General features: G+C 61.9%; 18 protein-coding genes and 2 pseudogenes. 4 read left to right on the top strand and 16 right to left on the bottom strand.

What is annotated here, in order from left to right; genetic code table 11:
- Positions 1-81: 81 nt before the first annotated feature.
- A complete protein-coding gene (locus tag RVAN_RS17905) occupies positions 82-1,098 on the top strand; it encodes an ABC transporter substrate-binding protein (RefSeq protein ID WP_013421103.1) in 1,017 nt (338 codons plus the stop codon).
- Positions 1,099-1,381: 283 nt separating this feature from the next.
- On the opposite strand, the gene RVAN_RS17900 is transcribed toward RVAN_RS17905, so the two are convergent.
- From RVAN_RS17900 to RVAN_RS20420, 3 genes are all read right to left on the bottom strand, one after another.
- The gene (locus RVAN_RS17900; protein WP_013421102.1) at positions 1,382-1,621 is read right to left on the bottom strand and encodes a thiosulfate oxidation carrier complex protein SoxZ; all 240 of its coding nucleotides are present in this window, start codon (positions 1,619-1,621) and stop codon (positions 1,382-1,384) included.
- A 381-nt stretch (positions 1,622-2,002) separates the two neighbouring features.
- Positions 2,003-2,278, bottom strand: coding sequence for an AMP-binding enzyme (locus RVAN_RS19365; RefSeq protein WP_245258083.1), 276 nt, complete (start codon positions 2,276-2,278; stop codon positions 2,003-2,005).
- On the bottom strand, positions 2,230-2,742 hold the full coding sequence (locus RVAN_RS20420; protein ID WP_155942512.1) for an AMP-binding protein: 513 nt from the start codon (positions 2,740-2,742) through the stop codon (positions 2,230-2,232). Before RVAN_RS20420 ends, RVAN_RS19365 begins: the two co-directional genes overlap by 49 nt.
- Between RVAN_RS20420 and RVAN_RS20590 the strand changes: the two genes are divergently transcribed.
- Genes RVAN_RS20590 through RVAN_RS17885 form a run of 3 tightly spaced genes read left to right on the top strand, consistent with a single transcriptional unit; the run spans position 2,635 to position 4,335 of the window.
- Positions 2,635-2,868, top strand: coding sequence for a hypothetical protein (locus RVAN_RS20590; RefSeq protein WP_049779533.1), 234 nt, complete (start codon positions 2,635-2,637; stop codon positions 2,866-2,868). The two genes, RVAN_RS20420 and RVAN_RS20590, sit on opposite strands and share 108 nt — an antisense overlap.
- Positions 2,868-3,248 carry an ABC transporter permease subunit gene (locus RVAN_RS17890; RefSeq protein ID WP_049779531.1) on the top strand — a complete coding sequence of 127 codons (381 nt, stop codon included), beginning with the start codon at positions 2,868-2,870 and terminating at the stop codon, positions 3,246-3,248. Before RVAN_RS20590 ends, RVAN_RS17890 begins: the two co-directional genes overlap by 1 nt.
- Before the next feature lie 49 nt (positions 3,249-3,297).
- Positions 3,298-4,335 carry an IS481 family transposase gene (locus RVAN_RS17885; protein WP_013421101.1) on the top strand — a complete coding sequence of 346 codons (1,038 nt, stop codon included), beginning with the start codon at positions 3,298-3,300 and terminating at the stop codon, positions 4,333-4,335.
- A 49-nt stretch (positions 4,336-4,384) separates the two neighbouring features.
- On the opposite strand, the pseudogene RVAN_RS19890 reads toward RVAN_RS17885, so the two are convergent.
- The 13 genes and pseudogenes from RVAN_RS19890 to RVAN_RS17825 form a co-directional block, all read right to left on the bottom strand.
- A pseudogene (locus tag RVAN_RS19890) lies at positions 4,385-5,092 on the bottom strand (IS5 family transposase); the annotation flags it as partial.
- A gap of 258 nt (positions 5,093-5,350) precedes the next feature.
- A pseudogene (locus RVAN_RS20700) lies at positions 5,351-5,714 on the bottom strand (transposase); the annotation flags it as partial.
- Between the two features lie 110 nt (positions 5,715-5,824).
- Positions 5,825-6,364 carry a protein TolR gene (gene tolR, locus RVAN_RS17875; RefSeq protein WP_013421100.1) on the bottom strand — a complete coding sequence of 180 codons (540 nt, stop codon included), beginning with the start codon at positions 6,362-6,364 and terminating at the stop codon, positions 5,825-5,827.
- Entirely contained in the window at positions 6,345-7,085 is a 741-nt protein-coding gene (locus RVAN_RS17870; protein ID WP_013421099.1) for a MotA/TolQ/ExbB proton channel family protein, read from the bottom strand. The genes tolR and RVAN_RS17870 overlap by 20 nt, the downstream gene beginning before the upstream one ends.
- 29 nt (positions 7,086-7,114) lie before the next feature.
- Positions 7,115-7,846 (bottom strand): TonB C-terminal domain-containing protein, encoded by a 732-nt coding sequence (locus tag RVAN_RS17865; protein ID WP_013421098.1) that lies wholly within the window; start codon positions 7,844-7,846, stop codon positions 7,115-7,117.
- Between the two features lie 200 nt (positions 7,847-8,046).
- A complete protein-coding gene (locus RVAN_RS17860; RefSeq protein WP_013421097.1) occupies positions 8,047-10,596 on the bottom strand; it encodes a TonB-dependent receptor in 2,550 nt (849 codons plus the stop codon).
- 190 nt (positions 10,597-10,786) lie between these two features.
- Positions 10,787-13,132, bottom strand: coding sequence for an arylsulfatase (locus RVAN_RS17855; RefSeq protein WP_013421096.1), 2,346 nt, complete (start codon positions 13,130-13,132; stop codon positions 10,787-10,789).
- 294 nt (positions 13,133-13,426) lie between these two features.
- Positions 13,427-15,733: a tetratricopeptide repeat protein gene (locus tag RVAN_RS17850; RefSeq protein WP_013421095.1), complete on the bottom strand. Its 2,307-nt coding sequence runs from the start codon at positions 15,731-15,733 to the stop codon at positions 13,427-13,429.
- A gap of 30 nt (positions 15,734-15,763) precedes the next feature.
- A complete protein-coding gene (locus RVAN_RS17845) occupies positions 15,764-17,044 on the bottom strand; it encodes a nitrogenase component 1 (protein ID WP_013421094.1) in 1,281 nt (426 codons plus the stop codon).
- Complete coding sequence (locus tag RVAN_RS17840) at positions 17,044-18,408, bottom strand: nitrogenase component 1 (RefSeq protein ID WP_013421093.1); 1,365 nt, start codon at positions 18,406-18,408, stop codon at positions 17,044-17,046. The genes RVAN_RS17845 and RVAN_RS17840 overlap by 1 nt, the downstream gene beginning before the upstream one ends.
- Entirely contained in the window at positions 18,408-19,280 is an 873-nt protein-coding gene (locus tag RVAN_RS17835) for an AAA family ATPase (protein WP_013421092.1), read from the bottom strand. The genes RVAN_RS17840 and RVAN_RS17835 overlap by 1 nt, the downstream gene beginning before the upstream one ends.
- Positions 19,277-20,506, bottom strand: a complete 1,230-nt coding sequence (locus tag RVAN_RS17830) for an MFS transporter (RefSeq protein WP_013421091.1) — start codon at positions 20,504-20,506, stop codon at positions 19,277-19,279. Before RVAN_RS17830 ends, RVAN_RS17835 begins: the two co-directional genes overlap by 4 nt.
- A 30-nt stretch (positions 20,507-20,536) precedes the next feature.
- Positions 20,537-21,757: a radical SAM protein gene (locus RVAN_RS17825; protein ID WP_013421090.1), complete on the bottom strand. Its 1,221-nt coding sequence runs from the start codon at positions 21,755-21,757 to the stop codon at positions 20,537-20,539.
- Positions 21,758-21,772: the final 15 nt, after the last annotated feature.

Below are 21,772 nucleotides of genomic sequence, written 5' to 3'. Positions count from 1 at the left end.
GATAGTGCCTCTCGCTCGGCTGGGAGCAGGGGAGTGGGAACATTCACGTGAGCTGTCGCTCGCGATAGAGGGAAGAAAATCATGAATGGCTTGTTTCGAAATTTGGCGGCGGTGATCGCTGGTTTCGTGCTTCTCGCAGCGGTGACGACACCACAGGCTAGCGCCGAAACGAAAACCTTGCGCATAGCGAAGCAGTTCGGCATTTCCTATCTGCCGCTGGTCCTTCTCGAAGAACAGAAGCTAATCGAGAAGCACGGGAAGGAACTCGGCGTCGACGTGTCGGTGGAATGGCTGCGCTTCACCGGTGGCTCGGGCATGAACGAGGCGATCCTTTCGGGCAACCTGGATTTCGCATCGGGTGGCGTCGGCCCACTCCTGACGATCTGGGGCAAGACGCAGAACAATTTCAAGGTGAAGGGGGTAACCTCCTTCAACGCGATGCCGATCATTCTCAACACGAACAACTCGAACGTGAAGTCTATTAAGGACTTCACGGAAAAGGACAAGATCGCGCTGCCCGCCGTAAAATCCTCGATCCAGGCGGTGACTTTGCAGATCGCCGCGGAGAAGGCGTTCGGCAAGGGACAGGCGAACAAGCTGGACTCGATCACGATCTCCCTCGGTCACCCCGACGGACAGGCGGCTCTGCTGAGCGGCAGATCCGAGGTCACAGGGCACTTCACCGCCGCGCCGTTCGCCTATGACGAACTTGCCGATCCGCGCGTGCACAAGGTGCTCGACAGCTATGAGGTGCTCGGCGGCCCGCACACCTACAATTCAGTCTGGGCAACGTCAAAGTTCCACGACGAAAATCCGAAGGTCATCAAGGCGTTCCTCGCCGCACTAGAGGAGTCCCTCGCGTTCATTAAGGCGGAGCCTCTGAAGGCCGCCGAAATCTGGGTGAAGGCCGAGAAATCGAAGCTCACGCCGGAACAGGCTGCGGCGCTCATCACGAAGCCCGAAAACGAGTGGACGCTCACGCCCAAGAAGATCGTCGACTATGCGGACTTCATGTACTCGACGGGCGCTATATCGGCGAAGCCTGCGAGTTGGAAGGACGTGTTCTTCGAAGACATCCACCACTTGCCGGGGAGTTGATCTCTTCGCCTCAGTATTTGCGGTCTTCACTCTTCTCATAATGAGTTCGATGCATTCCCGTGTCGCTTCCAATTTGAGGCCATGGGTACGAGTGTTGGCGGGCAGGCGCAGCGGTAGCGCGACGGCTCCGGACCGTTCCATCATATCTTGCGGCGTCGCCGATGCATTCGACGGCATCGATCGCTCCGGCGCGCGAACGACCACATCGCGCCCCGGCCGGCCCGCCCGAAACAAGCCTATGAGGCATTAGTCTAAAACGCCGAAGCGCCGACCCCACCATCCATCATCCTACCACGATGGCGACGCTTTTCTCGGTGAGCCTGCCGGTGTCCTCCGTCCAGTGCAGCGCAAGGGTTCCGCTTTCGGTGGGTGAGATAGAGAGCCGCAAATATGGATTCGCCGCCACCGATCTGTTCAGGTCCACCGTCAGCGCCGGCCTGCCGTTCAGGCTCGCTTCGAAGCGCTCGATGATGCGCTTCGCTAGTACGTTTCCCTTGGCGTCCTTTCTGAGGCCCGTTTCCATTGGATGGCTGTCAAGGCGAGCACTTCGCCAGGAGCGCCGGCCGCGATAACCTTCGGCGCGTGTGATTTGCAGGCATTTGCAGACATATGGCCCTTCGTGCATCATTTTGATCGCTTACGGCCATTCCTGCCATTTGGTAGAATTTCGGTTTTTCGTTGTCGATAACGATGAGGCCGGTCCCGCTTATCATATTCGGCGGTAGGATCGCGCGCCGCTTGTGCCTTTGCGCGATCTCGTGAAGTTGCCCCATGATGGCGTCGACGCCTGCCTTGCTGTTTCAAGATAGGCCGGATCGTAGCTCTCGTACCATTGTCGTGCGATGATGCGGGTGGCATAGCCGAGACATTGCGCGCTGTTCAGGCGGCGAACCACAGCGATCCATCAGCGCGACAACTTGATGCGAGCCTTCTCACGATCGAATACGCCTGAAAGCGTCGCTAAAGCTCGTTCTCGAAGTTTGTATTTCTGGACTTTTTCGGTCGGGGTCAGCGGGAACTCATCGACGAAATCGACATAGCGCGGGACCATATAGTAAGGCATCCGACCGTCACAGAAGCGGATGATCCCTTCAGCCGTAAGCGCCGCCCCTTCCCGCGCTTTCACGTAGATCATGACCTCGTCCTCGGAAAACTCCGAAGGAACCGCAATTGCCGCCACATCGTCGATATCCGGGTGCTGCCTGACGAGGGCATCCAATTCCTGCGTGGAAATGTTCTCTCCACGCCGCCGGATGCTGTCCTTGATGCGATCGACATACCAGAACCAGCCGTCCTCGGCCTTCCATGCTCGGTCGCCGGTGTGGAACCAGAATTCCGGTTGTTGGAGATGGTCGCCTCCGCTATCTGGTCATAGCCGAGCATCACGCGCCAAGGATCCGCAGGCCTGAACACAAGCTCGCCGATTTCGCCTGCTGGAAGCTCGACGTCATTTTCATCGACGATCCTGATCTCGGCGTCGCCACGCGGCTTGCCGATTGAGGCCGCGTCATCGATCAGATTCTGCCCGGCATCGAATTGCTGGGTACCCGGCTGTTTCTCGCGCTGGCGGCGATCATCATCAGCGGTCTGAACAATTTCAAAAGCCCGATCCTGGGAGCCGTGCTTCTTGGACTCGCCTTCCATCTCGCGGTCTGGATCCTACCTGCAACCTGGCAGGAAGTTGTGGCCTATGGCTTCGTTCTCGCCGTCCTGCTGGCTCGACCCCAGGGGCTTTTCGGCGGCATCAGTCCCGTCAGGGAGCGCGCCTGATGGCCTACGTTGTCGATGTTCTGACCCTCGCCGATATCCTGGTCATCGCCGTGCACGGGTATATGCTCATCAAGGGGCTCGGTGGTCTCATGCATCTGGGACACGCCGTGTTTTACGGTCTCGGAGCCTATGCGGCGGCGATATTCTCCTCAAAGGTGCTGCCGCCGAACGTCTTCCCGCTGACCGTTGTTCTCGGCGCGCCTGCCGCAGCCGTTGGCGCGCTGATCATCGGGTGGCCCGCGCTCAAGGCACGCGCCCGCTATTTCATGATCGTGACGTTCGCGATGCAACTCATCTTCGTGACGCTTGTGATTAACCTCGGCTTCACCGGCGGCCCGGATGGCCTTTCCGGTATTCCACGCTTCTCGCTAGGTGTTTGATCCCGGCATTTGATGGTGCATTATTCTCCCTCGGCTGGAAGGATGCGCTATGGGACAAATTCTTCATGGGAGCGCCACAACGACTGAGGCGGTCCGTCGAGCGATACAGCATAGTCAAGAGAGCTTGAGGGCCCTGGCCAAGCGCTACGGCATCAACCCGAAGACGGTTTCGAAATGGAAGAAGCGCTCATCCGTCGCCGATGTGCCGACTGGACCGAAAGAGCCGAAATCCACGGTTCTGTCGGTCGAGGAAGAGGCGATAATCGTCGCCTTCCGCAAGCATACGCTCTTGCCGCTCGACGATTGCCTCTATGCGCTACAGGCGACGATACCGCATCTGACTCGCTCGTCGCTGCATCGCTGTCTTCAGCGCCACGGTATTTCTCGGCTGCCGGACGTCGAAGGCGACAAGCCCGCCAGGAAGAAGTTCAAGTCCTATCCGATCGGCTATTTTCATGTCGACATAGCCGAGGTGCAGACGGCCGAAGGCAAGCTCTATCTCTACGTCGCCATTGACCGCACGAGCAAATTCGCCTTCGTGCAACTCGTCAAAAAGACCGGCAGGACGTCCGCTTCAGCCTTCCTCGTCGCCCTGATAGAGGCAGTTCCCTACAAGATTCACACGGTGCTCACCGACAACGGCATCCAGTTCACGTTTCCGCCGCGTTATGCCGATGGACCAACGGCCAGATACATGACGCACATGTTCGACATGCGATGCAGCGAGAACGGCATTGAGCACCGCCTCACCAAGGTCAAGCATCCCTGGACAAACGGCCAGGTCGAGCGAATGAACCGGACGATCAAGGAGGCGACGGTCAAACGCTATCACTACGACCGTCACGAGCAGCTCGAAACCCACCTATCGGACTTCATCAACGCCTATAACTTTGCTCGCCGACTAAAGACCCTCAAAGGCCTCACGCCTTATGAGTTCATCTGTAAATGCTGGACGAATGAGCCGGAAAGATTCAAGATCGATCCAATCCATCAAATGCCGGGACTGAACAGCGCTAGGCTCCTGGGAGCCGGGTCGGCGCTGGGTTCTCGATCTCGGCATCGCGCAGATCACTTACGCGCAGGTTAAGCTGCTGATCGTCGTTTTGTTTGCCGCCGTGTCGTTCTGGTTTTGCAGTCGCAGCGTCCGAGCGCTTGACGATTTCGACGTCGATCTGCTCGCAGACCCGTCTCAGCCCCTTTTGAAACTTCTCCCCTTGGTAGCCGCTGTCCGCGTAGAGTTTGAGCAGGAACGGAAACAGTCCGAACAGCGCGCTCATCAGCAGAACGCCGCCGTCGCGGTCCTGGATATCGGCGGCATGAACGATGGCGCACAGCAGCAGGCCTTGCGTATCTACAAGGATGTGGCGCTTCTTTCCCTTGATCTTTTTGCCGGCATCGTAGCCCGGCTGATCGATGCAACGCCCCCTTTTTCCGCGCTCTTCACGCTTATGAGCGGCGCGCTACCGCACGACGCGCTACTTGAGCGCATCGCTGTCGATGATCGCCGCCGCGGGGCTGGCCTCGCGCCCGGCAAGCTCGCGGCATTTGACATAAAGCGCGTGATGGATGCGATCCAGCGTGCCGTCATAGTCCCAGAGGCGGAAGTAATCGTTCACGGTGCTGCGAGGCGGCGGGTCCTTGGGCAGTGCTGCCCATTGGCATCCGGTGCTGAGAATGTACATCAGCCCGTTCACCACCTCGCGTTCGCTGACCGTGCGTTTGTTGCCGCCTCGCTTTGCGGGCGGGATCATGGGACCGATCACCGCCCATTCCTCGTCCGTCAGATCGCTCGGATAGCGAAGCTTGCTCATGTCATACCGAGCGCGGTTGTCGTTCGTCCACATCGGCGGCTCCCCCGAATCAGCCGCCCACAGGGAATCATAAGTGATTCAATGGACCCAAGCTGTTTCCGGATGGACACTAAGCTGCAACTTGCATTAGCGGCAAAGCGTTCTTGCTCTCACCCATTTTGGAGATTCGAGATCTTAGATCAGAAACGGACGCCATGCTTCCCAAGGGACCAGGGGGGACGCTGAGGTTTCAGTCTGTTGCAATGGGATACACACCCGTCGGAAGCGCAAGTTCAGCAGCTTATGTGGTGGCGGCCGATATCCCGGCTGCATTCCGCGCTCGAACACCTCGATGACGATCATGCGCCCGCCGCGGCAGGGGCATGGCGGCAAAGGCTTTTCCGCCGGCTCGTCCTGATTTGGACTTGCGGTTGTCTCCGGCGGCGGCGCAGAACCGAGCAACTCGCGCAGGCGGACGATATTGGCTGCCCGGGGCGCACTGGCGAACAGCCCGTAATGGCGGATGTGGTGAAAGCCGCGTGGCAGGATATGGAGCATGAAAGGTCACGCTGCGTTCATCGTGGGAGATGAGGCGCGTGTTCGAGATCGCAACGCGGTGCGTGTAGCGCGACAGATAAGCAAGCGCCGCCTCGGCCCAGAAAGCCCTCCGCTTCGGATGGCCGGGTCTTGCCTTCTGCCGCGAGAAACCGAGGTCGGTATCAGACCGCGCGCAGCTTCAAGTTCAGGCCGCCTTTCGACCGCCGCTACGCCGCGGCGGTCAGCGTTTCACTGCGCGGGCGCGGTGGCCGCAGGCGCAGGCGGAGCGGTTGCGGGCGAAACGGCAGGTGCCGCGGTTCCGCTGTCGCCCGGTGCCGAATTCACCGAAGCGCTTCGCACACCCGGGCCTCCCGGAGCTTCGGTCACGAGCGCAACCTTCGTGAAGCCGGCGGAACTGATCTGCCCCATCACCTCCAGCACGGCGCGATAAGGAAGATCCTTGTCGGCGCGCACGTGGATGCGCCGGTCGAGTTCGTTTTCCGCATGATTTTGCAGCGTCGAGAGAAGTAGTTCCAGCGGAACCTCTTCCGTGCCGATGTAATATTGTCCCGCAGCGTTCACACTGACGGCAAGCGGCGGTTTCTGGTCGTTGAGCGGTTTTGCCTGCGTCTTGGGAAGATCGACCGGCACACCCGCCGTCATCATCGGCGCGGCGACCATGAACACGATGAGGAGCACAAGCATCACGTCGACGAGCGGCGTGACGTTGATCTCGTTCATCGGGGCGTCGTCCGACGCGTCGTCGGAATTACGCAGCGAGGCGCCCATGAGTCTCTCCTTTCGAAAGCTGTCTGGATAGTTCGACGCCATACACTTCAACGAACGTCTTCAGACTCTTGCCGAACTGCCCGATATTGCCGTTGATGCGATTGTAGAAGACCACCGCCGGGATGGCGGCGACGAGGCCGAGCGCGGTGGCGAAAAGCGCCTCCGCGATGCCAGGCGCGACGACGGCGAGGCTCGTATTGTTCGAGGCGGCGATACCCTGGAAGCTGTTCATGATGCCCCAGACGGTGCCGAACAGGCCGACGAAAGGAGACACCGCGCCGATGGTGGCAAGGCTCTGCAGGCCGCCCTTCAGCCGATCGAGGGTGTTGCTGCTGGCGAGCTGCCCGACGCGATAAACGCGGTCCAGAAGGCTCTCCTGTTGGGCCGCGCTGTGGCGCAGCTCTGCCGAGCGCTTGTTCTCATCGATCATCGACTGATAGACGACGCGAAGCGGATCGTTTGGCTGCACCTTGAGAAAGGTTTCGGAAAGATCCGTAAGAGGAACACCGTGAGCGAGGCTCTTCAGCAGACGCTTTGCGCGCGCATTCAGGATCGCCAGTTGAATCGACTTCGCTGCAATGATGCCCCAGCCCCATGCGGAGGCGAGGATCAGGAGCCCCATCACGGCCTTCACAACGATATCGGCCTGCTGGAACAACTCCAGCGGGGTCAGGATGTGGGCGGCGCCTGCTGCAGCGAGGCTCGAAGCGGGATCGGCCATTGTATGTCCTTATGTCGGTTATCAGTTTGCTATTGGGAGCGATAGACGATCGCGCCGGCGATCCGGTAACTCTTCGCTCCGAGGCTTGGCGGCGCCGGGAACGGAGCCGACCGCGCGAGCGCCTCGGAAACGGCCCGATCGAGCGCCGCATTGCCGGAGTTCACGACCGACTTCGAGACGAGTTCTCCACCCGCACCGATCACGATCACATAGCTGATGCGCACCGACTGCCCTCGCGAGAGCGCCGACTTCGGGAAGCCACTACTGGCGACGCGGTTGATGCGCTGATAGACCTTGTTGGCGTAGTCGCTCGGAACTGCGCCGGGAGTTTGCGCCGTTGCGGGTCTCGGCTTGGGCTTCGGTTGCTGCTTTGGCGGCGGAGGCGGCTCCACGGGCTTCGGCGGCGGTGGCGGCTCTTCCTTCACTGGCTCGGGCTCCGCTGCCGGCTCTGGCGGCGGCGGCTCGGGAGCGACCTCGGGCTCCGGCGGCGCTGGTGGCTGCTCTGGTTCTTCCGGAACAGGGTCTTCGTAAACGACTTCGACGGGAGCCTCGAGAGTAATCGGCAGCGCCTCGAAATTGATCGTAAGCAGAGCGACGAGCGCTGCAGAATAGATGCCAATCCCCGACAAGATGAGAGCATAGGGCTGTCGGCGCGCATCAAGACCTAACACCGCGGCCGAAATGGGAGCCGGTTCACCTTCCCGGGCAGGCAGCGAAAACGCCGCATCGGGCGTCAACTTGCTGGTGACTTCCAGGTTCATCAATAATAGGCCCTTAGTCGTCGTTTTCGGGTGCCCGCTTTTATTAACCGTATATCATACTTTTTGTCGAAATATATTCGCGCGCGAAAAAATTTTGCTATGAAATGTCGATCTATATATGTCTACAAGTTGAAAATTGATTTGCAGGAAGGCGGGGCGTCTCACGATGTGTGAGACGTCGATTTCCCTTCAGCGAAATTTCATAGCTTTGTGCGAAACGTGATGCCGATGACGCGCGGCTCGCCGGTAGCGGCGATCACCGGAGATGTCGGGCCGAAGCTGACGACCGTCGTCAGGTACTCCTTGTCGAAGACGTTCTTGCCCCAGATGGACACATCCCAAGCCTTGTTATCGGGATGAAAGCCGATGCCGAGGTTGGTCAGGCCGTAGCCCTCTTGCCAAGCCAGCTTGGAGAGAGCTGTGTCGAGATAAGCGCCCGACCGGAACGCCTCACTGATCCAGAAATAGCCGGTATAGCCGTCCCAGACCGAGCGCGAATAGGTTGCCCCGACATTGCCGCTCCAGCGAGGCGCACCGGCAAGCCGGTTGCCCGTGAAGTCGCATGTTGTCGTCGTGGAATAGGAGAGGTCGGAAGCGCATGGCGCGCTCTTGAAGTCGGTGTAGATTGCGTCGTTGTAAGCCCCACCGAAGTTAAGCCTCAAGCCTTCCAACGGGGTATCGTAACTGCCCTCAAGCTCCACACCACGCAGCCGAACGCCGGGAATGTTGCCGAGGTAGCTGATCGCCGTCAGCCCGTTCGAACTCAGCTTACCAAGCAGAGACTGGTAGTTCGTAATTTCGGTGTAGTAGAGGTTCGGATTGAACGTCAGTTTCTTGTCGAGGAACGTCGTCTTCAGGCCAATTTCGTAATCCGTGACCCCCTCGGGCTCTACGTTGAGGGGTTGACCGGTCGTCTGGTCGAACTGTACCGCGCCGGACTTCTCGCCCGAACTGATCGAGATGTAGCCGAGGATGTCATCTGTGAACTTGTAGCTTGGGTTCACGAGCCATGACCATGAATCAGAGTAGATGGCCTTGCCCTGAATTGGCTCCGTGCTGGGAAAAAGTCGGAGAACCGTGTTCCGGATGCCGGTCGCGTCTGTCGAGGTTCCCCCGAAATACCACTTCCGCGTTGAGTTATCCTTCTCTTCGTAAGTATTGCGGATACCGAGGGTGAGGTCGGCCGCACTCGTCGCATGCCATGTGGTCTGGCCGTACGCCGCGAGGCTCGTCGTCTCCGGGCTTTCGAGCTGGCGCAGGTTGACGCCGTTGAGGCTATCTACGATCACCTGCGTGCTGGCAGGGGAGTTGGCGTAGAACTGGCCCGCGTCCCTGCCGAAATTAGTACGAAGCGTCGATGTCGTTTCGTTCCTGAGCGCGAAAAGTCCAGCCGTGTAGTCAAACTTTTGCCCCAGAACATCGACGTTTTTTGGAGAGGTTAGGCGAAGTTCCTGCGAATATTGCTTGGCGTCGACGAGATAGCCGCCCTGAACGATGGAATATTTCGAGAAGTCGCTGTCGTTCAAGGCATCGAAATGGTAATCGCGATAGGCGGTGATCGATGTCACCGTATAGCCGCCACCGATCTTCCAATCCGTCTGCGTGGATATGCCGTTGCCGCTACTATAAACCGGCTTCTGCTGGTTGACGTCGACTTTGTTGTAGATGTCGAAGAAGGGTGTGTATCCGAGATTGGAAAGCCGGGATGTATAGCTTGTGGCGCGCGTTGAACCGGTGTCGCTGTAGGTCCGCGGGTCCGACAGGCGCGCCTGCACCAGTAGATCTTCTCTCGCCTCGCTGTGATCGATGATCGTTCGATTCGTGACGTTTTCGTTCGGCGTGTAGAGGAACTGGAACCGGCCGCCCCAGCGATTCTGGCCGTTATAGGTGTCGCCGCCCGGCAGGATGTTCTCGACGTAGCCGTTCTGTCCGTCGAAGTAGACCGACGCGCGATAGGCAAGCGTATCGTCGATGATCGGCCCCGACGCTGTCGCCTTCGTCACGAACAGGTCGCGCGAGCCATAGGTGACTTCGACCTCTTTCTCGGGAATGAAACTCGGCGCTTTCGACGTGATATTCAGCGCTCCCAGCGTCGTATTCTTGCCGAGAAGCGTGCCTTGCGGTCCGCGCGCCACCTCGATCTGCTGAATGTCGGCGTAGTCGCCCCAGGACATACCGGGGATTGTCGCTACGACGCCGTCGACGATGACGCCGACGCTCGCTTCAAGCGCGTCGCTGGCCCATGTCTTGCCGACGCCGCGAATGGCGATACTGGTGTTGCGGGCGTTCGGCGCGACGACGGACAATGACGGAACCTTTTGCGCGAAGTCCTTCACCGTCTTCTGCTGCTCGCGCTCAAGGGTCTCGCCGTTAACAGCCGAAACCGGGATCGGCACTTCCTGCAGTTCTTCATCGCGCAGGCGGGTCGTCACGATGACGTCCTGAATGGTCGCGGTCGCTCCAACCGCCGCGGTCTGCCCTCCGGCGGCTGGCGGGACCGCCGCTCCTGCCGCGTTTTGCGTAGCGCTGCCCGCAGTTTCCGGGGCGGCTGACTGATCGGCTTTTTTCTTTGCTTTCGGTGCGGAGGCTGCACCGCTCTGGCCAGCGGGCGACGCCTGATCCTGCGCCATGATCGCTGTTGACGAAACGCTCAAGCCAAGTGCAGCTGCACCGCCGTAAAGAAGCCCACGTCTCAGACGACGCGCGTCAATACCTTGCCCGTCAGCCGAGGGCGACTGTTTTACTATCATGTTTTCCCACCCAACTTGCCCAATGAACCCGCCCCGGGTTCAACTCACTTCGCCACCCCAGCCGGGTGCCGTACGTTTTCGGATTGCAACGCTTGTTTCGCAATCCGATGAAATGCCCGGCGGGATGCCCATCGCCGCCGGGCTCTTTCCTGACCGTTGAGCCGCGCTGCATGCAGCGCGGACCGCGCGCCTATTTGAGATCGAGCGTCACCGTCTCGATCTTGCCCGTGAACTTGAACGGCACGGTGTAGTTGTCGCTGATCGGCGTACCCAGATCGGACCCGACATCCAGCGTCTCGTGATAGTTCGTGTACAGGTTCGAGATCTTCGTTTCGCCAACAGAGGCCCCGTTCACGGAAAGACGAGCCGTTCCTGGCTGCGGGATGCGTCCGAACCCTCGCGCCACCTTGATAAGCGGATTGGCCTCGTCGCCATCGACACTGAAATCGAGCGTGATGGTCGCCTTCCCGGAAGGCACCGTAGCTGCCGAGACGATCCGGCCAGTTGCGTTTCCGTGTGCGTTCGTCTCGTAGACTGCACGGCCTTGGTCATCGATGTAGATGACATAGCCGCCGAGGTGGCCGCCCTCGGCAACGATCACGCCCTTGGCACCGCCATCGGGTATTTCGACTTTCGCCGTGATCGTGTGAGAACGCGAACCAGTTCTGGGACCGATCAGAACAGGAACGCGGTTTGTGCCCTCTCGGAACACCAATTGCTTGGGCTCGGTCGAGCCGGGCGTAAGAAGCGCGGGGACGGGAGCGAGAGGATAGATGTTGGTGCGCTTCGCCTCCTGATCGAAGAGTGCCTGCAATTCCTTCAGCTTCTCGGGGTTTTCCTTCGCGAGATCGCGCGACTGGCTGTAATCCTTGTCGAGATTGTAAAGCTCCCACGGATGCTCGCCAATGGGCGTGCCAAAGCGCTCGAAGGTCTTCCACGGGACGACATGGCGCGCGCCCGCCCACCAGCCGTCCTTGTAGATGCCGCGATTGCCGACCGTCTCGAATACTTGGGTGGTGTGTTTGCTCTTCGCCTTTCCGTCGCTGAAGCTGTCAACGAAGCTCTTGCCCTCGAGAGGCGCCTGCTTCTCGCCGTTGACCTCGTCGGGGGGGGTGATGCCGACCGCCTCATAGATCGTGGGCGCGATATCCGTGACATGCCGGAAACCGCCGCGGATCGCGCCCTTGTCGGTGATCTTCGACGGCCATGAAACGACCAGCGGATCGCGCGTGCCACCGAGATGCGAGGCGACCTGTTTTGTCCACTGGAACGGCGCGTTCAGGCCCCAGGCCCAAGCCGCCGAATAGTGGTTGTAGAAGGAATCGGTGCCGAGCTCGCCAGCCCTCTCGAGGCGTCCCTTGACGCTGACAGGACTGCCGTCCGTAGCGCGCGCGTCGAGGCCCTCGGGGCCACCTTCGGCGCTGGCTCCGTTGTCGCCCACGATGTAGAGAACCAGCGTGTTGTCGCCTTTGCCTTCCTCGCGGATCGCATCGAGCACACGGCCAACTTCGTAATCGGTTTGCGCAAGAAAGCCTGCGTAAACCTCGGCCTGCCGTGCCAACAGCTTTTTCTGCTCCGGCGAAAGACTATCCCAAGCGGCAATTTCTGCCGGGCGCGGCGTCAATTCCGCATCGGCCGGAATGACACCCAGAGCCTTTTCACGCGCGAAAGTTTCTTCCCGCAGCTTGTCCCATCCCTGATCGAACTGGCCCTTGAACTTGTCGATCCAATCCTGGGAAACGTGATGCGGTGCGTGTGTCGCGCCGGTGGCGAAATAGACGAAGAACGGCTTGTCGGAGGCAGTCGCGTCGTGCTGATGCAGCCAGTTGATGGCGTCGTTCGCAAGATCCGTGGTCAGATGGTAGCCCTGTTTCGGCGTACCCCAAGGTTCGACGGGCGTGGTGCCGCGCCAGAGCTTCGGTTGCCATTGGTTGGTCTCACCGCCCTGAAAGCCGTAGAAATATTCAAACCCGCGTCCCGTTGGCCAGCGGTCGAACGGACCAGCCGGTCCGGTTTCGCCGATCGGCGTATTGTGCCACTTGCCGAAAGCGGCGGTCGAGTACCCGTTGAAGCGCAGCACCTCGGCGATGGAAGCTGCGCTTTTCGGCCAGCGCGCATTGTAGCCCGGATAGTTGGCGGCGATCTCCGCAACCGTGCCGAAGCCGACCTGATGATCGTTGCGCCCCGAAAGCAGCGCCGCGCGCGTCGGCGAGCAGAGCGCGTTGACGTGGAACTGATTGTAGCGAAGTCCCTCGCTGGCCAGCTTGTCGAGCGCTGGCGTCGGAATCGGGCCGCCTGTGATGGACGTCGCGCCAAACCCTACGTCATCGAGCAGGATGAGGACAATGTTCGGCGCACCCTTGGGCGCGGTGACATTTTTCGGCGCATCCGGCTTCGACTTGTTCGCGTCGACGTCGACTATACCCGCGAAGGGCTGATCGGGCTTCGGCAAAACCTCAGCCGCGAATACATGGCTGCTCATGCCCGCAAGAAGGGCCACCCCGGCAGTAAACCGCCAGGATCTGGATTGACTCATTTGTCTCTCCCAAAAGGACTTCGGAGTTATTCAGATCAGGGGGATTGCGCCTGCAACTGGACGCACGGCATCCCCCACCAGATGCCGCAAAAGAAGACCATAATGGCTCTTCATGCTCGCAAAGATTAAGTATACTAAGTCTATAGTCAAGGTAGTTTTTCTTCTGGGAGACGCGCTTGCCGCGAGCAAGAGAAGTTTTTTCTACCCGTTATCGATTGTGAACAATTCAACACTTCCGGGGAAGTTGCGTGAAGCTCACGCTGCGACATATCCGGTAAAATTCGCATACGGATTTCAGCGACCGTCAGGCTCCTTTTCCTCACGTCCGGTAGCGGCGTCTGGGTTGCCGGGAGCAAGCCGCGCAAGCGACCGCGCATATCTCGCCGCTTCCTCGATACGGCCGCTCTCCCGCGCGAAACTTACGAGCGCTTCGAGAAGATTGCGGTCCCCCGGATTGCGTCGGCTCGCCTTCTGCCAAATATCGATAGCAAGTGCGCGGTCGCCGTCTTCCCATAGGGCAAGTCCGTAGGCGTAGGCGAACCGTGGCTCTTCGGGGCTGAGGGTCGCCGCGCGTTCAAGTTCGGTGCGGGCTTCGGCGCGCCTACCCTGCCGGATGAGCGTGAGCGCCAGCGCATAGCGCGCGTCGCCCGCCCGCGGGGCGGCCGCGGCGCTTTTTCGAAGCACCTGCTCCGCTTCGCCATTTCGGCCTTCCGCGCGATAAAGATCCGCGAGCGTGATTGCTCCGGCCGTGAACGACGGATCTTCCTCAATGGCGGATCGCAATGTCGCCTCCGCTTTCTCCGCATCGCCGAGCTCTGCCCATAGAACGCCGAGGTTGAGCGCGCTTTCGGGGCGTTCCGATGCGAGCTGCTCCGCCTCGACCCACTCCTTGAGCGCGCTCCTGAACGGCTCGCTGCGTTCGGCGGGGTTGGCGGAAGCCAGAAGCCGCGCCGCTTCCGTTCGCACCGCGCGCGCGGGATCGCCCATGACAGGAGAGAGAAGCCTTGAGAGCAGCGGTGGGGCATAAGGCGCCAGTCCCCGAACCGCGCCAAGCCGGACGAGAGGCTCGCTATCGGCGAGGCCCTTGTTGAGCGCGGGAAGCGCCAAAGGTCCGGGGAAGCGGGCCAGGAGGGAGAGCGCGGTCCCGCGCGCTATGGCTGGATTGCTCGCATCTATCGCCGCCTCGACAAGGAGCCTGTCCGCTCCGGAAAGCCTTTTGCGGCCTGCATCGAGTGCTTCCGCAAATTTCGAGCCCGTTCGATGACCGCCACCGCCCCAACGGCTCAACGCCTCTTCGGCCCAATCCGCGCCGCGCTTCGCATGACACGTGAGGCAGGGATCGGGAGCGCCGAGCGCCGCAGCGCGCCTCGGAGCGGGCAGCCGGAAGCTGTGATCGTGGCGGACATGCACACCCATATAAGTGCGTCCCGGCATGTGGCAGGTGACGCACCGCGCAGCCTCTGACCCCTGCGTGTGACGGTGATGCGAGGAGGTGTCGAAGCGGCTGGCGTCGTGGCATTGCGCGCACACGCCGTTGCCTCCCGCCTTGAGGCCGCCGCCATGCGCGCTGTGGCAGTCGGTGCAGACGACGCCCGCCTGCGCCATGCGGCTTTGCAGGAAGGAGCCGATTTCAAAGACCTCGTCTTGAAATTGTCCGTCCGCGAAATAGAGCGTGTCGTCGAGCAGTGCCGGCGAGTGGCTGTCGAGGAGCGGCTGGCCAGACGTCCATCCATCGGTCAGGGCGCGGCGTCTGGCGTGGCAGGGCGCGCATCGGTCGACCTCCCGCTGCCTCGCCGGACCGACGAAGCGGCGGATGCCTCGTTCATCGAAATCGCCCCAATAGCCGCCGCGCGCGCTCGCGCCTTCAGCCGTGAAGTCTTTGTTGGGAATGGTCGCAGCACGCCCGCTCTCTGCCCACGCAACATGACTCGCACCGGGGCCGTGGCATGCCTCGCACGCGACGTTGATGTCCGACCAGGTTGTGCTGTAGGCGCGCGTCGCGGGATCATGGTTCTTGCGAAGGCCCGTGGAATGGCAGTCGGCGCACATGCTGTTCCAAGTCTGATTGCGGCCCGTCCAGTGGAGCGCGTCTCCGGGTTTGATGCCTGCCTCGGGATAGAGGCTGAACCAGCGCTGCCCACCCTCCGAAGCCGGGCGGCTATCCCACGCGAAGGGGAGCGCCTGCAATCGTCCGCCGCTGAAAGGCACCAGATATTGCTGAAGCGGAAAGACACCCAGCGTGAAGGCTACCGGGAAATCGGCCTTCTTTCCGTTGGCACCATCGAGGCGCGCCCAGGCTGAAGGCTCCCGCATGAACGCGGCGAAGTCTCCGCCGCCTACCGGCTTGCCATCGAAGCGGCCGAGAAGCGTTGAGGGTGACGCCACCTGCATCGATTTCGCGTGAGATGAGGCGGCCCAGTCCCGGCGCTGCGACTCGTGGCAGGCGACGCATCGCTCCTGCCCCACATAGCCCGGCGGAAAGGCCCTCGAAACAGACTTCAGGGCATCGCTCCCGGTCTGCGCCTCCGCCACACACCAAAAAGCACCGGCAAGAAGCGTGAGGCAAAACGTGGCGCACACAAAAACCGAGCGATGTTGCATGGAGGGCTTTCAGTCGGGTGCGCGGCAAAGCTACCGCAAGACAGCGGTGCCGATCGCCTCGATCAGCGCGAGCGCGCCGCGCGAGCCGGATAGCGGCGTGTCGAGCACGATCCTGTCGGTGACGGGCGTGGAAATCTGCACGAGCGGCACGCCGAGTCTCGCCGCGATGTCCGCCTCGATTGAGCGCGCGAGGATAATCTCCGGTTTCGCCGCCGCGATTGCATCCGTGATCTCTCCCGCGCTCTCGGCGAAAATGACCTTGCCGCCGGGGGCCGCTGTGTCGAGTTCGGCAAGGAGCCGGGCCTTTTCCTCGGGCGCAAGCGGTTCCGCCACAACAACGAGCCGGGGCAGCAGCCCGAGCGTTCCGGTAAGGAAGGCGGAAAGACCCGCCGCCCTTGATCCAGTCGCAACCAGAGCGAAGCTGCGTTGAAGGTCGAGCGCGTGATAGGCGTGCGACAGCCTCTCCAGGAACCAATTTTCGCGGTCGATTTCGGAGGCGACGAATGTCTCGACCCCATCGCGCGGACGCCCCGCACTGTCGCCGACCCTTCGCAGCAAATCGGCGGTTGCAGACGCACCGACCGGGAGCGCACCGGCTTCAAGCCACGGCACTCCGAACCGTGCCTGAAGATCTTCCGCCGGTCCACGTCCCGCTGGCGAAAGAACGAGCGTCAGCGCCGCATTGCCGACGCGACGAAGATCCTCCACCCCGCCTGAGGGACCGAGAACTGCATTCGCGCGAAGGCCGATCCCTGCGAGAAGCCGCGACCATTCCTCGATGTCGCCGACCCATGCCGCGTCCGCGCCGGGCACCAGGCCGAACACGTTCACAAGCGTCGGATCGCGCGCGCCTTTATCGATGACGAGGTCCGCGCCGATGACGGCCTTGAGGAAGGCTGTATATCCGGCCTGCACCGCACCGCGAAAACCAGCTGAGGGCACGTCGACCACGGGGAAGCCCTGCGCTCGCGCCTCCTTCGCCATGGCGGGAATGTCGTCGCCGATCATCTCGGTGGGACATGTGCTCAGCACGACGTAAAGCGCGCCATCGGTGACCTTCACCGCGTTCTTGATCTCTTCGCGCAGCCGCGCCGTGCCGCCGAAAACGACCTGCTTCTCGGACAGGTTCGTTGACGGCACGGCGATGCCGCCTGCATCGAGCCAGCCCGACAGGGGCGCGGCGAGCGCTGCCTGATAACCGCAGCCCGACGGTCCGTGAACGATCGGGACCATCCCGCGCACGGCCGAAGCGGCGTAAATCGCCCCGTGAAGCGCGCAGCCCGCGCCGGGGCAATCGATAGGATGAGCCATCAGCGAACTTCCTGCTTGATGTGCCAGTCGGCACTGCGGCGATACCAGCCGCTTGCGTATGGGGAGCGAATACCCGCGAGGCGCGCGCCGAAAGCGCGGTTGGCGAGCGCGTTCCGGGCCTTGCTCGCGAGCCATTCAGCGCCGCTCGCACCGATGAGCTGGTAAGGTGCCGCGCCGACCGCGGCGATACCGGCCCGGCTCGCAAACGCTGCAAGGGGCGGCGGCCCGATGAAGAGGTCCGGCTTTGTTTTCGACAGAAGATTGGCGAGTTCAAAGGGTTGTCCCGCCGCCGCATGGAGCGTCGCCTCGGGCCATCGTTCCGCGAAGGCTCTTGCTGCGGGGAGATGCGTCTTGTCCAGGTGATCCACGGTCAGGGCCGAGATGGCGCCGCCAAGCTCCTCCACCAGCCCGGCGGCGGCGAAGGCAAATGCCTGTGGCAAGGCGATATGGACGCGCAAGCCGTCGAGCGCCCGATCCGCCTCTACTGGATGACAGGTGGCTGGCCACGCGCTTCGTCCGGTTGCTGCGGCCACGGCCTCGCTCCACGCGCGCGATGCCGAAAGCCCGATGGGTGGCGGCAATAAAAGGAACGGCACACCCGTCGCTTCAGCCAGACTTTCCGCGAAAGTCGTGCCCGCATCGCCATCGAAAGGCACGGTGAGAAGCGCCTTCCCCGCTAGCTCGAAGCTCGCCGCGTTCGCTCCGCCCGGCAGGAGATTCCCCCGAAGCCCGAGCGGCTCAAGCAGCATGGCTATGCCGTCGCCCGCGCGCGCATTGAGCGCGATGATATTGATCACGTCCTCGCGCGCCCCCGCGAACGGGGCCGACGCGAGCGGCAAAAGCGGCTTCGTCGCGGCATCATAGCCGGTGGCAGCGATGCGCGAGCGGAAACCGTCCGTCTGCACCTGCAGGACGGGTATGCCGAGGGTTTCGGTCAGATCGGCGGCGACGCTTCGGATGTCATCGCTGTTGATGGCCACGACCGGCCCGCCGACGATGAAAACGACCCATGGGCGATGTCGTTCGACGAGCGACCGGATGGTGCGCGCGAGAGCCTCGCCGGAGCCGATGATGGTGTCGCGCTGGTCGAGGCCCGTCACGGCGAAGGCCGCAGCGCCCTTTTGTGCGAGAGCCGCCGCCGCGCAGCCACGGGGTGCATGCACGACGATAGCTGCACCCTCGATGCCACCGAGAAAGTTGAGCGCCGCCGTCACATCGTCCGGCGCAGCCTCTGAGAACGTGCGCACGCGCTGCGCGGCATCGCCCGAGGCGAACTCGGCAAGGATCGACGACGACGCGCCGAGCCATGCGCCAATCGCGTTCAGCCGTTTTTCGCGGATCACAAGGCCGGGGCGAGGCGCCATCAGATTCCGCCCCCTACAGCGACCAGCTTTTTCTCCTCGGCGAAAGCCCGGTCGCCCCACTGACGCGCCCAGCTTTTAAGGTCGGGATCGGAGAGAGGATGGGGAACCGTCGTTTCTTCCTCGTCCACGATGGCGCGCGCAACGGCGCGATAAATGTCGGCCTGTTCAGAGCGTGGCGCGCTTTCGATCACGGTCTGGCCGTAAAGCTCGCCCTGCGCAACCGTGAGCGAGCGAGGCACGTAGCCCACCACGCGCGTGCCTGTTCTCGCGGCGAAATCGTCCACGAGCGGGCGCGCGTAGGAAGCCTGAAGGCCGTTCGCGATGATGCCGCCGAGGCGAGCGCCGCCGGTCGGCGCATATTTCTGGATGGCCTTGAAGAGGTTGTTCGCGGCGAAGATTGCCATGAAGTCGGACGAAGTCACCACGAAGGCTTTGCTCGCGATGCCATCGCGGATCGGGACCGCGAAGCCGCCGCACACGACGTCGCCGAGGACGTCGTAAAGGACCACATCCGGTTTGAACGTCTCGAACACGTCCAGTTCGTAAAGGAGGTCGATGGCCGCGCTGATGCCGCGCCCCGCGCAGCCCACGCCCGGAACCGGGCCTCCCGCCTCAATGCAGAGGACCCCGCCGAAACCGATGGCGGAGATCGACTCGATGGTGGTGCGGCTGCGCTCGCGCAGCGTGTCGAGCACGGTCGGCAGGTCCGCGCCGCCGCGAAGGATCGTCGTTGAGTCCGCCTTTGGATCGCAGCCGACCTGGATGACGCGTTGCCCGGACTCGGCGAGCGCCGCGCTGATATTCGACGTGGTGGTGGACTTGCCAATGCCGCCCTTGCCATAGATCGCGATGTGTTTCGGCGCGTGGATCACTTTTCCTCCGACGGGATGAGGCTTGAAATACGGGGTGCCCGGGCTCGAATGGCCGTGACGGCTAAAAGGGCGACGAAGAGCGGCATGAAGGAAAGGAAGACCGCTGGCGTGCCGAAAGCCGCCGCTATAGCTCCGGCGAAAGCGGGGCCGACCATGCCCCCGAGGCCTGTTGCGGTCATGAAGAGTGAACTGATCTCGCCTTTCGCACCGGGCAGCGTGCCGGCTCGCATCGTCACGACAAGCGTCAGCAGACCGATGCCGAGGCCCAGGGTTGTCGCGAAAACGAAGAGAAGGAGGAAGCCTTCCGCGAAGGCGAGTCCTGCAAGCGACGGGACGATTACCGCTGTGCCGACGCCGAGCGCCACCGGAAAAGCGAAACGCTGAATCCACGTCCCGGCGAAGAAGGAGGTTGCGATGTAAGCCGCACCTTCGACGCCAGCGATCCACGCAGCTTCCATCGCCGCCAGTCCGCGCTCCGTGACGGCGAGGACCACGATGAAAGTTGCGAAAGACGCAAACACGGCCGTTAACAGCGTCTCCGCCGCAAGGCAGGTCGGAACGCCCGGCGAGCGAAACAGCGATGCGAGCGAGGCCCGCCTTTCGGCGAATCGGCTCGCGATGCTTCGGCGATGCTCCTCTCGCTGCGCGGCCTCCGGTACGGGAATGAAGCGTAGCGGGAGATTCGCCGAGCACATCATGACCGCAGCGATGGCAAAGACGCCTCCAAACGGCAGACCCCACATAAGCGCACCGCCGAGAAACGGTCCGAAAAAGCTGATGCCGAGCGATATGGCGGCCTTGTTCCATCCAGCCCGGTGCAGGCCGATAAGCGGCAGCGCGTGGAGGAAGGCAGACGCGAGCGCCGCGAACACGAAAGCGCGCGTGAAAGCCTCGCCCATCATGGCGAAGGCGAGCGTTTCGGGCGACGCCGCAAGCGCGCAAAGCGCGACGGACGCGGCGTTCGCGGCGCTCGCCAGGAAAAACACGCGCCTCACTCCGAAGCGGTCCACCGCCATGCCTGCCGGAAGCACGGCGATCAGCATGCCGAGCCCGGTCGCCGCGCGCAGGAACCCGGTCTCCGCTGCGCTGGCGCCGAGCTTCAGTGCGTAGACCGGCAGCCCAACCGAGAGGATGCCGAAGGCGATCCCGCTCGTCGCGCCGGCCAGGATGAAAAGCCAGTGTAGTGGCACGCGGAACGCCCGCGCGCCGTCTTCAGTCTTGCCCATGATTCGCGCCACCGTCGCCCCTTCCGCTCATCAGGCGAGTTCGAGGCTGCTTTCCTGAAGCGACGGGAGAAGGTCGTCCTCGATGCGCCAGATGTCGTGCTGAAGGGAGTCGTTCGACGCGTTGCAGTCGCTGACCTGCTGGAAGGTGAAGCCGTTCTTCTTCCAGATCGCAGTCGTCTTCGCCGCGAGATCGATGTACCACTCGGGAACGGGCGAGCGGTGGCCTTCCAGCTCGGAGCCGGGATTTGGGCACCACACCGAGAACGTGCCGACAACGCCCGCAGCGGCGAGGTGCTCAAGGCCTTCGAGCGTCTTTTTCTTCGGCTCGATGCCCGCAACCATGTTCGAGCGCACGCGGCCATGACCGAACACGCCGACGGCATATTTCAGAGCGTGGAGCCAGTGATCCCAGCCGCCGCTGGTCCGTGCCTTGCCGGGGCAGATGGTTTCGTAGAAGCCCTTGTCCCACAGTTCGATGTTCATCGCGGTGGTGCGATAGCCCGCTTCGTGGAAGCGGTCGATCTGGCGCAGGTCGAGCGGCGCGGCGACGACGGCAGTGCCGTTGAAATCCTGTAGCCCGGTGTGCTCCTGGATCGCCTCGGCGACGTCGAGATAATATTCGAGTTCGCGCCGCTCGGGGATGATGCCGCCACTGACCGTTAGATGATCGACCGCGTTTTCCGCGAAGGCCGCCGCGGCTACTTCACCGATCTGTCTCGGCGTTTTCCAGAAGATGCCCTTCTTCTCGCCGTAAACGTCCTTCGTGTGGTTGATATTGCAGAAGGCGCAGTCTTCGCCTCGATCCTTGTAGGAACACTCGTTGCTGTAGGCGAAAAACAGGGCGCGATGGCGATACAGAGCGCCGATAGTCGCCATGTCCTGGCCATCCGAGGTCTTCAGGCCGTAAAAGCCGGGCCGCTTGTGGAAGCGTACCTCCGCAACTTCATGCCCTTTGTTAGTGATGATGGTGCGGCTACCATCCAGATCGATGATGTTCGCCGAATTGGGGTTCCAGCGGAACGGGACCGAGATGCCTCCGGGAAGATCGTAGCCTGAAGGAAGCTCGAAATCGTGGACGAAGAAATCCATCTCGAACAGGTTGTGAACCTGCTCCTGGGCCAGTTCGGCGGGCCTCACGAAGTCGAGTGCCTGCTTCGTGATGGCAACACCATGAATGCCGAGTTCGGCCTTGAGCCTCAGTTCTTCCCACAGCTTCGATTTCGGCAAGGGGGACCGTTTTTCTGTCGTCATGCTGCACTACTCCTT

It is taken from the genome of Rhodomicrobium vannielii ATCC 17100, from assembly GCF_000166055.1.
Taxonomy (GTDB): Bacteria; Pseudomonadota; Alphaproteobacteria; order Rhizobiales; family Rhodomicrobiaceae; genus Rhodomicrobium; species Rhodomicrobium vannielii.
Note: the sequence above shows the minus strand (reverse complement) of the source record. Positions and strands in the feature narration are given on the sequence as shown.

What these genes read in the sequence shown, in the direction of transcription:
- RVAN_RS17905 (WP_013421103.1), top strand. Translation starts at nt 82, where the DNA reads ATGAATGGCTTGTTTCGAAATTTGGCGGCGGTGATCGCTGGTTTCGTG.
- RVAN_RS17900 (WP_013421102.1), bottom strand. Translation starts at nt 1,621, where the DNA reads ATGGAAACGGGCCTCAGAAAGGACGCCAAGGGAAACGTACTAGCGAAG.
- RVAN_RS20420 (WP_155942512.1), bottom strand. Translation starts at nt 2,742, where the DNA reads ATGGAAGGCGAGTCCAAGAAGCACGGCTCCCAGGATCGGGCTTTTGAA.
- RVAN_RS17890 (WP_049779531.1), top strand. Translation starts at nt 2,868, where the DNA reads ATGGCCTACGTTGTCGATGTTCTGACCCTCGCCGATATCCTGGTCATC.
- RVAN_RS17885 (WP_013421101.1), top strand. Translation starts at nt 3,298, where the DNA reads ATGGGACAAATTCTTCATGGGAGCGCCACAACGACTGAGGCGGTCCGT.
- tolR (WP_013421100.1), bottom strand. Translation starts at nt 6,364, where the DNA reads ATGGGCGCCTCGCTGCGTAATTCCGACGACGCGTCGGACGACGCCCCG.
- RVAN_RS17870 (WP_013421099.1), bottom strand. Translation starts at nt 7,085, where the DNA reads ATGGCCGATCCCGCTTCGAGCCTCGCTGCAGCAGGCGCCGCCCACATC.
- RVAN_RS17865 (WP_013421098.1), bottom strand. Translation starts at nt 7,846, where the DNA reads ATGAACCTGGAAGTCACCAGCAAGTTGACGCCCGATGCGGCGTTTTCG.
- RVAN_RS17860 (WP_013421097.1), bottom strand. Translation starts at nt 10,596, where the DNA reads ATGATAGTAAAACAGTCGCCCTCGGCTGACGGGCAAGGTATTGACGCG.
- RVAN_RS17855 (WP_013421096.1), bottom strand. Translation starts at nt 13,132, where the DNA reads ATGAGTCAATCCAGATCCTGGCGGTTTACTGCCGGGGTGGCCCTTCTT.
- RVAN_RS17850 (WP_013421095.1), bottom strand. Translation starts at nt 15,733, where the DNA reads ATGCAACATCGCTCGGTTTTTGTGTGCGCCACGTTTTGCCTCACGCTT.
- RVAN_RS17845 (WP_013421094.1), bottom strand. Translation starts at nt 17,044, where the DNA reads ATGGCTCATCCTATCGATTGCCCCGGCGCGGGCTGCGCGCTTCACGGG.
- RVAN_RS17840 (WP_013421093.1), bottom strand. Translation starts at nt 18,408, where the DNA reads ATGGCGCCTCGCCCCGGCCTTGTGATCCGCGAAAAACGGCTGAACGCG.
- RVAN_RS17830 (WP_013421091.1), bottom strand. Translation starts at nt 20,506, where the DNA reads ATGGGCAAGACTGAAGACGGCGCGCGGGCGTTCCGCGTGCCACTACAC.
- RVAN_RS17825 (WP_013421090.1), bottom strand. Translation starts at nt 21,757, where the DNA reads ATGACGACAGAAAAACGGTCCCCCTTGCCGAAATCGAAGCTGTGGGAA.